11 protein-coding genes and 1 pseudogene are annotated in these 13,822 nt (G+C 71.2%); 7 read left to right on the top strand and 5 right to left on the bottom strand.

What is annotated here, in order from left to right; translation table 11 throughout:
- The 3 genes and pseudogenes from IE247_RS24430 to IE247_RS24420 all read right to left on the bottom strand — a co-directional run.
- Positions 1–216 (bottom strand): annotated as a pseudogene (locus IE247_RS24430) (M4 family metallopeptidase); the annotation flags it as partial.
- Between the two features lie 419 nt (positions 217–635).
- Positions 636–2,540, bottom strand: coding sequence for an ABC transporter ATP-binding protein (locus tag IE247_RS24425; protein ID WP_190125399.1), 1,905 nt, complete (start codon positions 2,538–2,540; stop codon positions 636–638).
- Positions 2,537–4,429: an ABC transporter ATP-binding protein gene (locus tag IE247_RS24420; RefSeq protein WP_190125398.1), complete on the bottom strand. Its 1,893-nt coding sequence runs from the start codon at positions 4,427–4,429 to the stop codon at positions 2,537–2,539. The genes IE247_RS24425 and IE247_RS24420 overlap by 4 nt, the downstream gene beginning before the upstream one ends.
- Before the next feature lie 143 nt (positions 4,430–4,572).
- Here IE247_RS24420 and IE247_RS24415 point away from each other — a divergent pair, with 143 nt between their 5' ends.
- From IE247_RS24415 to IE247_RS24390, 6 genes are all read left to right on the top strand, one after another.
- Positions 4,573–5,808 carry a L,D-transpeptidase gene (locus tag IE247_RS24415; RefSeq protein WP_373305603.1) on the top strand — a complete coding sequence of 412 codons (1,236 nt, stop codon included), beginning with the start codon at positions 4,573–4,575 and terminating at the stop codon, positions 5,806–5,808.
- A 245-nt stretch (positions 5,809–6,053) separates the two neighbouring features.
- Complete coding sequence (locus IE247_RS24410) at positions 6,054–7,322, top strand: L,D-transpeptidase (protein ID WP_190125396.1); 1,269 nt, start codon at positions 6,054–6,056, stop codon at positions 7,320–7,322.
- 58 nt (positions 7,323–7,380) lie between these two features.
- Positions 7,381–8,157 carry an enoyl-CoA hydratase/isomerase family protein gene (locus IE247_RS24405; RefSeq protein ID WP_190125395.1) on the top strand — a complete coding sequence of 259 codons (777 nt, stop codon included), beginning with the start codon at positions 7,381–7,383 and terminating at the stop codon, positions 8,155–8,157.
- A gap of 271 nt (positions 8,158–8,428) precedes the next feature.
- Positions 8,429–8,962, top strand: a complete 534-nt coding sequence (locus IE247_RS24400; RefSeq protein WP_190125394.1) for an ATP-binding protein — start codon at positions 8,429–8,431, stop codon at positions 8,960–8,962.
- A 401-nt stretch (positions 8,963–9,363) separates the two neighbouring features.
- The gene (locus IE247_RS24395) at positions 9,364–10,167 is read left to right on the top strand and encodes a polysaccharide deacetylase family protein (RefSeq protein ID WP_190125393.1); all 804 of its coding nucleotides are present in this window, start codon (positions 9,364–9,366) and stop codon (positions 10,165–10,167) included.
- The gene (locus IE247_RS24390; protein WP_190125392.1) at positions 10,167–11,369 is read left to right on the top strand and encodes a YncE family protein; all 1,203 of its coding nucleotides are present in this window, start codon (positions 10,167–10,169) and stop codon (positions 11,367–11,369) included. The genes IE247_RS24395 and IE247_RS24390 overlap by 1 nt, the downstream gene beginning before the upstream one ends.
- Positions 11,370–11,469: 100 nt before the next feature.
- Here the strand turns inward: IE247_RS24390 and IE247_RS24385 are convergent, their stop codons facing one another.
- Together IE247_RS24385 and IE247_RS24380 are read right to left on the bottom strand one after the other, a co-directional pair.
- The gene (locus IE247_RS24385) at positions 11,470–12,006 is read right to left on the bottom strand and encodes a flavoprotein (RefSeq protein ID WP_190125391.1); all 537 of its coding nucleotides are present in this window, start codon (positions 12,004–12,006) and stop codon (positions 11,470–11,472) included.
- Positions 12,007–12,252: 246 nt separating this feature from the next.
- A complete protein-coding gene (locus IE247_RS24380) occupies positions 12,253–12,435 on the bottom strand; it encodes a hypothetical protein (RefSeq protein ID WP_190125390.1) in 183 nt (60 codons plus the stop codon).
- Between the two features lie 81 nt (positions 12,436–12,516).
- On the opposite strand from IE247_RS24380, the gene IE247_RS24375 reads away from it, so the two are divergent.
- On the top strand, positions 12,517–13,767 hold the full coding sequence (locus IE247_RS24375; protein WP_190125414.1) for a helix-turn-helix domain-containing protein: 1,251 nt from the start codon (positions 12,517–12,519) through the stop codon (positions 13,765–13,767).
- Positions 13,768–13,822: the final 55 nt, after the last annotated feature.

The following is a 13,822-nucleotide window of genomic DNA, read 5'->3' as shown; positions in this document are numbered from 1 at the left end:
GGTCGCGCTCCGGGCCCGTATCAGCCCGGCGCGCTGCGCGGGGGTGAGACTCGCCGGCAGCGCTCCGGGGTCGGCCTTGCCCGCCTGCGCGGCGGCGGGCGCGGCCGCCGGGGACGCCGCGGCCGGCACGCCGGTCTGAACGGCTACGGCCAGGAGCGCGGCCGTGGCGATGAAGGCACCGGTCGCGGTGGTGCGACGTCGTGGCGTGGATCTCACACGAACTCCTTCTGCGAGGCGGTACCGGACGGCGCGGTGGGCCGCCCGGGCGAGCGTGCGGAGCAAGTGGTGCGGGGAACGGGGGAAGAGTGGCAGGAGTAACCAGTTCCTGTCAGGGCCCCGTCAAGGATTGGCCGGAACTCGTCCGTTGACCGAAGGGCCGTGTTCGTTGAGCGGACGTTTCAGCCGTGTTGCGTCCTCGTGCGCCCCTGGCTGTCACCCCGGCCCCAGGAGCCGCGCACCCCGGCGGCCATTACCGCCGTATGTCGCGCGGGCCCGCCCCGGCGCGCCCGCCGGGGCGCCCGATCCGGCCGGTAAGCGCCGGGCGCCGCCTGCGAGCCCGGGGTGAGCCCGGGGTGAGCCCGGCGCGGCGCCCGGTGGTGCGCCCGGTGGTGCGACAGGCGGCGAGTCCGGCGGGGTCAGACGAGACTGTCCCGCCACGCCCGGTGCAGATCCGCGAACCGGCCCGTCCCGCCGATCAGTTCGGCCGGGGAGCCGTCCTCCACCACCCGGCCGTGCTCCATCACCAGCACCCGGTCGGCGACCTCGACCGTGGAGAGCCGGTGGGCGATCACCACCGCCGTACGCCCGTGCAGCACGGTGTCCATGGCCCGCTGCACCGACCGCTCGCCGGGGATGTCGAGCGAGCTGGTCGCCTCGTCGAGGATCAGCACCGCGGGGTCCGCCAGCAGCGCCCGGGCGAAGGCGACCAGCTGCCGCTGGCCCGCCGAGATCCGGCCGCCGCGCTTGCGGACGTCGGTGTCGTAGCCGTCCGGGAGGCCGCTGATGAAGTCGTGCGCGCCGATCGCCTTGGCCGCGCCCTCGATCTCCTCGCGGGTGGCGTCGGGCCGGCCGATGGCGATGTTCTCCGCGATCGTGCCGGAGAACAGGAACGCCTCCTGGGTCACCATCACCACCCCGCGCCGCAGCTCGGGAGTGTCCAGCTCCCGGAGATCCACCCCGTCGATCAGGACCCGGCCCTCGGTCGGGTCGTAGAACCGGGCCAGCAGCTTGGCCAGGGTGGACTTGCCCGCGCCGGTCGAGCCGACGACCGCGACCGTCTGCCCGGCCGGGATCGCCAGATCGAAGCGGGGCAGCACCTCGCCGCCGGTCCGGTAGGCGAACCGCACGCTCTCGAAGTCCACCGCGCGGCCCGGCATGCCGCCCCGGCGCGGCGGCAGCTCCCGGGGGTGCTCGGTCTCCGGCACGGTCGGCGTCTGGGCCAGCAGGCCCGCGATCTTCGTCAGCGAGGCGGCGGCGCTCTCGTAGGAGTTGAGGAACATCCCGAGCCGGTCGATCGGGTCGTACAGCCGCCGCAGATAGAGCACCGAGGCCGCCAGCACACCGAGCGCCAGCGTCCCGTCCGCGACCCGGTAGGCGCCCCACAGCACGATCCCCGCGACCGCCGTGTTGGCGACCAGCCGGGAGCCGACGACATAGCGCGCCATCTCGATCAGCGTGTCGCCGTTGCTGCGGCCGTGGTGCTCGTTGAGCAGCCGGAACGCCTCGTCATTGGCCCGCTCGCGGCGGAAGGCCCGCACCGGGCGGATGCCGTTCAGGGTCTCGGTGAACTTGACGATGACCCCGGCGATCGCGGTGGACCGCTCGCTGTAGATGACTCCGGCGCGCCGCCGGTAGAGCTGGATGAGCAGATACAGGGGGATGAAGGAGGCCACCGCGACCGAGCCGAGCCCCAGATCCAGCCAGAGCAGCATCACGGAGATGTAGACGAAGCCCAGGATGACGTTGATGAGTTCCTGGAGGCCCTCTTCGAGCAGCTCCCGCAGGGACTCGACATCGGTGGTGGAGCGGGAGATCAGCCGGCCCGAGGTGTAGCGCTCGTGGAAGTCGACGCTCAGCGCCTGGGAGTGGCGGAAGATCCGCCCGCGCAGATCCAGCAGCACATCCTGGTTGAGCCGGCCGGAGACCATGATGAACAGGTACTGGAAGAGCCCCGCGCCGAGCGAGCAGAGCGCGTAGCCGACGGCCACGGCGATCAGCGGCCCGTAGTCCCGGTCGCGGAAGGCGGGCACGCCCCGGTCGATGGCGTACGCGACCAGCAGCGGTCCGGCCTGGATGGCGGCCTGCTGGATCAGCAGGATCAGGGCGAGCCGGATCACCCTCGGGCGGTGCGGGGAGAGCAGCGAGCGCAGCAGGGCGCCGGTGGCGCCCTTCACCGTGGGCAGATCGTCCCGGTCGAAGGGGTCGGCGCTCCGGGGGCCCGGAGTGTCGTCCGGCGCTCCCGGGGCGTGGCCCGCCGCCTCGCCGGGGCCGCCGGGGCGGTCCGTGTGCTCGGTGGGGCCGGAGGTCGTGGGGGCGGTCATCGCGCGTCCCTTTCCGTTTCCGTCGCCGTACGGTCGGCTTCCGTCGCCGTACGGTCCGCCCCGGCGGCGGGGCTCTGGGTGCCGGTTCCCGACATCAGCCAGGCGTACTCGGCGTTGGTGCGCAGCAGTTCCTGATGTGTGCCCACGGCCGCTATCCGCCCGCCGGACAGCAGCGCCACCCGGTCCGCGAGCAGCACGGTGGAGGGGCGGTGGGCCACCACCAGGGCGGTGGTCTCCCGCAGCACCTCCCGCAGGGCGGCCTCGACCAGCGCCTCGGTGTGGACGTCGAGCGCCGACAACGGGTCGTCGAGGACGAGGAAGCGGGGCCTGCCGACCACCGCCCGCGCCAGGGCGAGCCGCTGGCGCTGGCCGCCCGACAGGCTCAGGCCCTGCTCGCCGACCTCGGTGTCCACCCCGTCGGGGAGCGAGTGGACGAAGCCGGCCTGGGCCACCCGCAGCGCCCGCTCCAGGTCCTCCGCACGGGACCCGCCGTTCGGTTCGGCCGGGTCCGCGCGGTCCGGGTCCGCGCCCATGAGGACGTTCTCGCCGACCGTCGTGGAGAACAGCGTCGGCTCCTCGAACGCGACCGACACCAGCGAGCGCAGCCGCTCCCTGGGCATGGCGGTGATGTCCTCGCCGTCCAGGGTGATCCGGCCGGAGGTCATCTCGTGCAGCCGGGGCACCAGGGAGGTGAGCGTGGTCTTGCCGCTGCCGGTGCCGCCGACCAGGGCCATCGTCTCGCCGGGCCGGATGTGCAGATCGATCGGGCCGAGTACGGCGGGGAGGTCCTCGGCGGTGTCGGAATGGCGGAAACCGACCGCCTCGAACCGCATGCCGCCGCCGTCCGGGCTGTCGGGGCCGTCGGCCTTCTCGCTCCTCGCCCCCGGGGTGTCCGCCTCCGGCTCCTCGTCCATCACCTCGAAGAAGCGGTCGGTGGCGCTCGCCGCCTCCTGGCACATCGCCAGCAGGAAGCCCATCGACTCCACCGGCCACCGCAGCGCCAGCGCGATGGAGAGGAACGCCACCAGCGTGCCCGCCGAGAGATCCCCCTCGGCCACCTGCACCGAGCCCAGCACCAGCGCGGTGCCGATCGCCAGTTCGGGTATGACGGTGACCCCCGCCCAGATGCCCGCCAGCAGCCGGGCCTTGGACAGCTCGGTGCCGCGCAGCTCCTTCGCCATGTCACGGAAGGCGCGCGCCTGGCTCCGGTGGCGGCCGAAGCCCTTGACCACCCGGATGCCCAGGACGCTCTCCTCGACCAGCGTGGTCAGATCGCCCACCTGGTCCTGGGCCAGCCGGGCGGCGATCGCGTACCGCCCCTCGAAGTACGTCATGAGGACCGTCAGCGGGACCACCGGCACCAGCAGCACCAGCGCGAGCAGCCAGTCCTGGGTGAACAGGATCATGAACCCGACGAGGATCGTGGCCCCGTTGACCAGCAGGAAGGTCAGCGGGAAGGCCAGGAACAGCCGTACCAGCATCAGATCCGTCGTACCGCGCGAGAGTAGCTGCCCCGACGGCCAGCGGTCGTGGAAGGAGACCGGCAGCCGCTGGAGACGGGCGTAGAGGGCGGCTCGCATGGCCGCCTCCACCCCCGCCAGCGGGCGGGCCACCAGCCAGCGCCGGAAGCCGAAGAGGAGCGCCTCCGCCGCGCCGAGCAGCAGCAGGGCGAGCGCCCCCAGCCAGACCCCGCCCGGGTCGTGGTCGGCGACCGGGCCGTCCACCATCCACTTCAGCACGAGGGGGATGACCAGGCTCAGACAGGAGGCCACGATCGCGATGAACGCCGCGAGGAACAGCCGCGTGCGGACCGGCCGGACATACGGCCACAGCCGGGTCAGCGAGCGGACCGCGGACCGGTCCTCGGAGGGGGTGTGTGTAGTGGACATCAGGAGCGAGCCTACGGTTTATTCCTGACACCTCTCATCCTATTTACCGGCCGCTTCGGTGCTGGGCACGGCCGCCCCGCCCGTCCGGCCCCATCCGTGCGCGGACCACGTTTCCCCCGGGGGACCCGGTCGTTGGGGGAAGCGTGAGACACGCACTGAGACGGGCAGGCCGGGGCGCTGGGTTCGCTCTGGCATGGGCAGGACTGATGGCCGGGCTCGCCGGGCTGGCCGGCTGCGCCGACGGCGTCCTGGACGTCGGCGGCAAGGCGGGCTCCCCGGAGGAGGTCATCCGGGTCGTTCCGGACGATGGCGCGAAGGATGTGGATCCGGGTGTTCCGCTCGGGGTGCGGCTGCCCAGCGGGCGGCTGGAACGGGTCGCCGTCCGCCGGATCGAGAACGAGACGCCCGCGCGGGTGCCGGGCTCGATCTCCGAGGACGGGCTCCGCTGGAGCCCGAGGCCCGGCGTACGGCTGGATCTCGCGGCCAAGTACAGCGTCGACGTCGTCGCCCTCGACGGCCACGGCCGGCGCTCGGCCCGCCACACCACCTTCACCACCGAGGTCCCCGACCACCGCTTCATCGGCTACTTCAAGCCGGAGAACCGCGCCACCGTCGGCACCGGGATGATCGTCTCCTTCGACTTCAACCAGAAGATCGCCGACCGGGCCGCCGTGCAGCGCGCCATCAGGGTCACCGCCGAGCCGCCCGTCGAGATCGTGGGGCGCTGGTTCGGCGACACCCGGCTCGACTTCCGGCCGAAGGAGTACTGGGCCCCGGGCACCGAGGTCACCGTCGACGTCCGGCTGCGCGATGTGCAGGCCGCGCCGGGCGCGTACGGCATCCAGCACCGGAAGACCTCCTTCACCGTCGGCCGCTCGCAGACCTCGCTGGTGGACGCCGAGGCGAAGACGATGACGGTACGGCGGGAGGGGAACGCGCCGGTCACCATCCCCATCACCGCGGGCGCGGCCAAGTTCCCCACGTACAACGGGAAGATGGTCGTCAGCGAGATGCACGACGTCACCAGGATGAACGGGGCCACCGTCGGCTTCACCGACTCCGGCGGCAAGGGCGAGTACGACATCAAGGACGTGCCGCACGCGATGCGGCTGAGCAAGTCCGGCACCTTTCTGCACGGCAACTACTGGGAGGACGCGGACATCTTCGGCGAGGTCAACCTCAGCCACGGCTGCGTCGGACTGCGCGATGTGAAGGGCGGCAGCGGGGAGACTCCGGCGGGCTGGTTCTTCGACCGCACCCTGGTCGGCGATGTGGTCGAGGTGGTCCGCTCGGCCGAGCGGGAGATCGCCCCCGACAACGGGCTGAGCGGCTGGAACATGGAGTGGAACCGCTGGAAGGAGGGGTCCGCGCTGCGCTGAGGCTCCTCGCTCTCCCCTCGCTCTCCCCTCTCTTTCCCCTTCGCCCAGGACTCCTCCCGGCCTCCCGCCCCGGCCTCCCGGACGACCGCTTTCCGGACGGCTGTTTTCCGGACAACTTGGAACCGAACGGTGACATCCGCGAGAAGGGTTCAAAGGATGCCGTGTGATTCTCTGTTCGAGTGCGCAAAGGATGGCGTACGGGGGCGCGGGCCGTGGCGGGGCCAGGCCGTGCGAGGGGAGAGACCATGGGGAAGAAGCAGCACCCGATATCGGGAGCGCCGGCCGTCGTCGCACGTGGACGCGGGGGCGCTGCCGCGCGGGCCGCGACCGCCGCGGCGCTGCTGGTGCTGGTGACCGCCTGCGCGGGCGGCGGCGGTGGCGGTGACCGGGAGGCCTCCGGCCCCGGCGGGGAGAAGAACGGCGACGGCGCGAGCCGGGTCGCCGACGGGCCCTCGCGGGCCGTCGTCACCGTCGCGCCCGAGGACGGCGCGGGGACCGCCGCCACCAGCGGCGCGCTCAAGGTCACCGCCGACCGGGGCCGGCTGACCACGGTGACCGTCAAGGACGGCAAGGGCGTCGAGGTCAAGGGCCGGATCTCCGCCGACGGCGGCTCCTGGGAGCCGTCGCACCATCTGGCGGGGGCCACCCGGTACAAGGTGCACGCGGTCGCCCGGGACGAGGAGGGCCGGGAGTCCGCCAAGGACACCTCCTTCACCACCCTGTCCCCGAAGAACACCTTCATCGGGCACTACACCCCCGAGGACCGCTCCACGGTCGGTGTCGGCATGCCGGTCTCCCTCAACTTCACCCGGGGCATCACCGACCCGGATGCGGTCGAGAGGGCCATCACGGTCACCTCGGTGCCGTCCGTGCCGATAGAGGGCCACTGGTTCGGCAACGACCGGCTCGACTTCCGCCCGGAGAAGTACTGGGCCCCGGGGACGAAGGTCACCGTCAAGCTCAATCTGGACGGCGTCCAGGGCCGCCCCGGCGTCTACGGCAAGCAGGCCAAGACGATCTCGTTCACGATAGGCCGCAGCCAGGTGTCCACCGTCGACGCCAAGACCAAGCGGATGAAGGTCGTCCGGGACGGCAAGCAGATCAAGGACATCCCGATAACGGCCGGGGCCCCCGCGACCACCACCTACAACGGGCAGATGGTGATCAGCGAGAAGTACAAGGTCACCCGGATGAACGGGGCCACCGTCGGCTTCGGCGGCGAGTACGACATCAAGGACGTGCCGCACGCGATGCGCCTCTCCACCTCCGGCACCTTCCTCCACGGCAACTACTGGGCCTCCTCCGGCACCTTCGGATCGGCGAATGTCAGCCACGGCTGTGTCGGGCTGAGCGATGTGCGTGGCGGCTGGAACAAGAAGTCCCCGGCCGCCTGGTTCTACGACCGCTCGATCCTCGGCGACGTGGTCATAGTGAAGAACTCCAAGGACAAGCAGATCGCCCCGTCCAACGGTCTCAACGGCTGGAACATGTCCTGGGCCCAGTGGAAGAAGTAGCCCGGTGGAAGAAGCAGCGGCATCGCCCGCTGTCGTTAGCGGCGGTTAACCTCCTGTCATGACGACTGCGACTGTGCACTTCGAGGTCCTGGACGGCGTCGCCACCGTCCGGCTGGATCGTCCGCCGATGAACGCGCTGAACATCGCCGTGCAGGACCGGCTGCTGGAGCTGGCGGCGGAGGCGACCCGCCGCGAGGATGTGCGGGCGGTGATCCTCTACGGCGGGGAGAAGGTGTTCGCCGCCGGCGCGGACATCAAGGAGATGCGGGAGATGGACCACGCCGCGATGGTGGTCCGCTCCCGCGCCCTCCAGGAGTCGTTCACCGCGATCGCCAGGATCCCCAAGCCCGTCGTCGCCGCCGTCACCGGCTACGCCCTGGGCGGCGGCTGCGAGCTGGCGCTCTGCGCCGACTTCCGGATCGCCGCCGAGGACGCCAAGCTGGGCCAGCCCGAGATCCTCCTCGGTCTGATCCCGGGCGCGGGCGGCACCCAGCGGCTCTCCCGGCTGATCGGCCCGTCCAGGGCCAAGGACCTCATCTTCACCGGCCGTCAGGTACGGGCGGACGAGGCGCTCGCGCTCGGTCTGGTGGACCGGGTGGCGCCCGCCGCCGAGGTGTACGAGCAGGCCCGCGCCTGGGCCGCGAAGCTCGCGCAGGGGCCCGCGCTGGCCCTGCGGGCCGCCAAGGAGTGTGTCGACGCGGGTCTGGAGACGGACATCGAGACCGGTCTCGCGATCGAGCGGAACTGGTTCGCGGGTCTCTTCGCCACCGAGGACCGGGAGACGGGGATGCGGAGCTTTGTGGAGGACGGTCCCGGTAAGGCGAAATTCCGCTGAATGGAGGGCTGTTGGCGGAATCGCCCGCCATCCGCCCATGACGTCAACGCGGTGCGAGCCCGAAATCCGGACGGAGAAAACCCCGGGGAGATCTCGGGGAGATCCCGGGGCGGACGGTCCGACATATGTTGTTGACAGGGTGTCAACGCAGCTCAGTGGGGGAGCGGAAACCCGCATGACGCCATGGTCATATGCCCGGGGCTCCTCCGGGCAGGGGCGTCCCGGCCCCCCTGTTCCGCTGGAACGGCCACGGAACTCCCTCATTGCGGCCATGATGGGGGGTATGGCGGGCCTCGAAGGTGTGGAGCAACCGCGGCAGTCCGACAGCGCTGTCGCCACCCGGTGGATGGCCGCCATCGAGGACGAACAGTCCCTCAGGGCGCTGGAGCTGTACGGCAACCCCACCGAGGGGGAGGTCCGGCTCCCCTCCCGCCCGGAATCCGCCGCCACCGCCCGCCGGCTGACCCACTCCGTCGTGCTCTGGCAGTGGTCGCTCTCCGCGCAGACCGCCGAGCACGCGGTGCTGCTCGTCTCGGAGCTGGTGGGGAACGCCGTGCGGCACACCGGGGCCCGGGTCTTCGGGCTGCGGATGCTGCGCCGCCGGGGCTGGATCCGGATCGAGGTGCGCGACCCCTCGCGCGGGCTGCCCTGTCTGCTGCCGGTCCAGCCGATGGACGTCAGCGGGCGGGGGCTCTTCCTGGTGGACAAGCTCTCCGACCGGTGGGGCGTGGATCTGCTGCCGCGCGGCAAGACGACCTGGTTCGAGATGCGGATCACCGAGCGGTACGCGACCCCGTCGCCCTGAGTGCCCGAGTCCTTCTGCTTTGGTTCGGCCCGGAACGCACAGAAGCCCCCGCGCGGTCCGAGGGTGTCGGCGCCGGGGGGCTTCTGTGAAGCGCCGTGGATCGGGGGGGTGTACCACGGCGACAGAGACGACCTGGCCCGGGTCAATGGGGGTCGTGCCACCGACTATGGCAGACGGGGGCCTCCGTACCAAAATCCGCTACTCGGACAAATGTGATGAATAGCCATAGATTACTTGTGAATCGCAGGTGAGGTGGGCCACTCGCCTCATAAATGCTGCATAAAGTTCCCTTCTGTTGAATATTTCCTTGATCCGCTTCAGGTCGGGCTCCGCGACCCGCAGGGTTCATTCAATGCGCAAATCATCCTTATTTCCACCATTCACCCCTACGCTGCCTTCCCGTGACCCCGATCGACCGCCGCCGCGCCCTGCGCTCCGCAGCGGGGGCCGCCGTGTGCGCCTCCCTCGCCGGCTGTACCGGCGGCACCGACGGCTCCCCGCGGGCCGGGACGGTGCCGCCGCCCTCCCCGGCCGCCCCGTCCTCCCCGGCCGCCCCGCCCCCGCCCGGCGGCCGGGCCGCCCCCGCCGCCCGCCGCTTCCCGGGCCTGCCCGCGCAGATCACCCACGGCCCCCGCGACCGCGACCGGGTCGCCCTCACCTTCCACGGCGGCGGCGACCCCGCCACCGCCACCGCCCTCCTCGCCGAGGCCGAGCGGGCGAACGCCAGGGTCACCGTCCTCGCCATCGGCGGCTGGCTCGACCAGTACCCCCACCTCGCCCGCCGGATCCTCGACGGCGGCCACGACCTGGGCAACCACACCCAGCGCCATCTGAGCATCACCGAGATGCCCGAGGACGAGGCCTACGCCGAGATCACCGGCTGCGCGCGGCGGCTGCACCGGCTCACCGGCTCCATCGGCACCTGGTTCCGGCCCTCCCGCACCCAGCACGCCACCGAGCCGCTCATCCGGCTCGCACAGCGCGCCGGTTACCCGCACGTCCTCTCGTACGACCTCGACTCCCTCGACTTCACCTCGCCCGGGGCCGCGGCCGTGACCCGTACGGTCACCGGGCAGATCCGGCGCGGATCCGTGGTGAGCCTGCACTTCGGCCACGCGGACACGGTCGCCGCGCTGCCCGCCCTCCTCGACGATCTCGACCGCCGCGGACTGCGCGCGGTGACCACCACGGAGCTGCTGAGCTGATGCACCGACGAATCACTCCACTGAGACTCACCCGGCGGGCCGGCACCCTGGCCACCGGGGCCCTGCTCGCCCTGATCGCGGGCTGCGCCGGGGAGGGCTCCCCGACGGCCGGCGACACCCGGAGGACCGGGGCGGCGGTCCCGCTGGTCGCACCGGAGCCCGTCGTCCCGGCCGGGCTGCCGGGCATGCCGCCGGTACTCGACCCCAAGGACATCTACGCCGCCGACCGGCCCGGTCTGCTCTCCCCGGTGGTGCGGAACTACCCCTCCCGGGTGTACGTCCCCAACACCAACTCCAACACCGTCTCCGTCATCGACCCCAAGAGCTACGAGGTCGTCGAGACCATCCCGGTCGGCGTCCAGCCCCAGCACGTCGTCCCCTCCTGGGACCTGAAGACCCTGTGGGTGAACAACAACAGGGGCCACACCCTCACCCCGATCAACCCGGCCACCGGCGCCGCGGGCGACCCGGTGGAGGTGCACGACCCGTACAACCTCTACTTCACGCCCAACGGCAAGTACGCCGTCGTCATGGCCTCCCTCGACCGCGAACTGGTCTTCCGCGACCCGCACACCATGAACCGGGTGAAGACCACCCCGGTCTCCTGCTTCGGCGTCAACCACGCCGACTTCTCGGCGGACGGCCGCTACTTCATCGTCTCCTGCGAGTTCTCCGGCGAGCTGCTCAAGGTCGACACAGAGAGGATGGAGGTCGTCGCCCAGCAGAAACTGCCCTTCGAGGGGGCGATGCCCCAGGATGTGAAGATCTCCCCGGACGGCGGGACGTTCTACATCGCCGACATGATGGCGCACGGGGTGTGGGTGCTCGACGGCGAGAAGTTCACCACCCCCAAGCTGCTCCCCACCGGCGAGGGCGCCCACGGGCTCTACATCAGCCGCGACTCCCGGGAGATGTACATCCCCAACCGCGGCGAGGGATCCATCTCCGTCTTCGACTTCGCCAAGAACGGGCTCACCAAGAAGTGGTGGCTGCCCGACGGCGGCAGCCCCGACATGGGCGGAGTCTCGGCCGACGGCAAGGTCCTCTGGCTGTCGGGGCGGTACGACGACGAGGTGTACGCGATCGACACCAGGAGCGGCAAACAACTGGCCCGCATCCCGGTGGGCGGCGGCCCGCACGGACTCGCCGTCTACCCCCAGCCCGGCCGCTACTCCTTGGGGCACACCGGCGTCTTCCGCTGACCGGAGCTTTCCGCCCGCGTCAGCCCGCGCCCCGGCGCGCAGGCGCGTCACCGCAGGCCCGCGACGGTGATCGCCCACCGGCGCTCTGTCGGGGCGTCCGTCAGAGCGCCGGGGCGTGCCGCTCAACGGCGCGCAGCGCCGCCGCCCAGGGATAGGGTCGCTTCACCCCTGGAGGGTTCGGAGTGAACCCATCCCGGCCGTACAGCACCGCCACCCCGGCCTCCCGGAGAATTTCCACCGAGCGGTCGATCTGCGGGTGGGCGGCATAGGCCGCGTTCACGCAGGGCATGGCCACTGTCGGGATGCCCTTGCCGATGCCCTCCGCCGCCACCCCGACCACGAATACAGAGGTCAGACAGAGAGCCCAGGAGTTCAGGCTGTTCGCTGTCACCGGGGCGAAGAGGATCGCATCCGCCTTCGGCCACACATCCTGCTCTCCAGGCCGTTTGTGCCGCGAGCGCACCGGGTGCCCTGTCAGCCCCTTCAGGTCCACCAGCTCTTCGGACAGCCAGTCGGCCGCCGTCGGCGTCAACCCGAGGCACACGTCCCACCCGCGCGCCTGAAGATCCCGAATGACCTGGCCGATCTCGAAGACCGGCGGCGCGGCGCTCCCGAACAGATACAGCGTCTTCGTCATGCGTCCATCCGATCACATGAGCCCGCCTCCGGTCCGGGGACGGATCGGGGGCGATGCAGGGGCCACCACGCGGCCGCGCGGGTACCGTTCCAGACGGCGAGTCAGGAACGGAGACCGGTATGCCCTTGCCCGACGACGGCCACACCGGCGCGCGCATCAAAGAGCAGCGGAAGCTGGCCCGGACCTCCCCGCGCGCGTCAGCCCCGCGCCCGGCGCGCCCACGCGCGGGTGACGATGCCGGGGGCGTCACCGCAGGCCCGCGAGGGTGATCGCCCACTGGACGGCCCAGGCGGTTTCCACGGTCAGCTCGCGGGCCTGGATCTCCGCCCAGGCGGCCCACTCCAGGGCGATCAGCTCGTCAGTCAGTTCGATAGCGGCCGTGCCGCGCAGAGTACGGGGGCATCGGCGCGGCTCCGGAACAGGCACCACCCCGGTGATCTGACCACTGACACGACGATGGCCTCGCCCCTTACTCTGGCAGTGACGAGCTGGACAGAGAGGGGCAAGGCCGTGTCATCTCATGCTACCCCGGACCCTTACGCCGACCCGTTGGCATTCGGGCAAAGGCTTCAGATTCTCCGCACTAGTAGAGGCGTGACCCGAGATCAGCTCGGAGGGCTGATGGGCCGCTCCGACTCATGGGTGAAGGCCCTGGAGACGGGCCGACTGAAGACGCCGAAGCTCGACGTCATACTGCGGCTCGCTGACGTACTCCGTGTCCGGGACCTTTCCGACCTCACGGGGGATCAGTCCGTGCCCGTCTCGCTCTTCACCGGCCCTGGCCATCCCCGACTCGGCGCGGTCCGGGCTGCCGTCGACTCCTTGGTGCTCACCGCTGACCGGGAAGCCCCTTCTACCGCGCATCTCGCGGCGCGGCTCTCCCGAGCCTGGTCGTCCCGGCACTCTTCTCCGAAGCACCGCGAGGTCGTGGGTGCGCTCCTGCCGGAGCTGATCCGCGATGCCCAGATGGCGGTACGGCAGGCCGACACCACGGAGGGCAGGCGAGCAGCGCAGGCAGTCCTCTCCGAGGTGTACTCGCTCTCCCAGTTCTTCGTGGCCTACCAGCCCGACGCCGCACTGCTGTGGCGCGTCGCGGAGCGCGGCATGGTCGCCGCGCAGGAGTCCGAGGACCCGCACGCCATCGGCGTCGCCGCCTGGCTGAGTGCCCAGGCTCACCGGGACGCCGGCCCCGGCCACTTCGACGCGGCCGACGCGGTCACCTCGGCGGCGTTGGCGTATCTCAAACCGCTGCTCCCGGACGCGAGCGACGACGTCCTCGCCATCTCGGGCGCGCTCACGTTCGAGGCTGGGTACACAGCTGCGCGCCGCAAGGAGACCGGCACGGCATGGCGGCATTGGGATCAGGCCCGCGAGACGGCCCAGCGCCTGCCGGGGGACTACTTCCACCCCGTCACCAGCTTCGGCCGATCCATCATGGGCGCGCACGCGGTCACTATCGCTGTTGAACTCCGCCAGGGCGGGGAGTCGGTGCGGCAGGCCGTCAAGTCGGACACTGCCACGATTCAGTCCCGGCCGCGCCGGGCCAGGCATCGGATCGAAGAGGCTCGGGCGTACCAGCTCAACGGGCAGCCAGAGGTGGCGGTGGAGACTCTGTCGAAGGCGCACAAGGCGGCACCGGAGACGATCAAGTACAACGGCTACGCCAAGATGATCATCTTGGAGGAGGTCGAGTCGAAGAACCCCAACCACCGCCGTCGGGCATCAGCTCTCGCGGAGAAGCTCGGCCTCCTCGCCGCCTGACACCCGCTGAACAGAGGGGGCACAAACTGTGCCCCCTCTTCCGCTGCTGCGCTCA

Origin of the sequence: Streptomyces inusitatus, assembly GCF_014651115.1 — a bacterium.
GTDB classification, from domain to species: domain Bacteria; phylum Actinomycetota; class Actinomycetes; order Streptomycetales; family Streptomycetaceae; genus Streptomyces; species Streptomyces amakusaensis.
The sequence above is the reverse complement of the archived record's forward strand: the minus strand, read 5'-3'. Positions and strand labels throughout refer to the sequence as shown.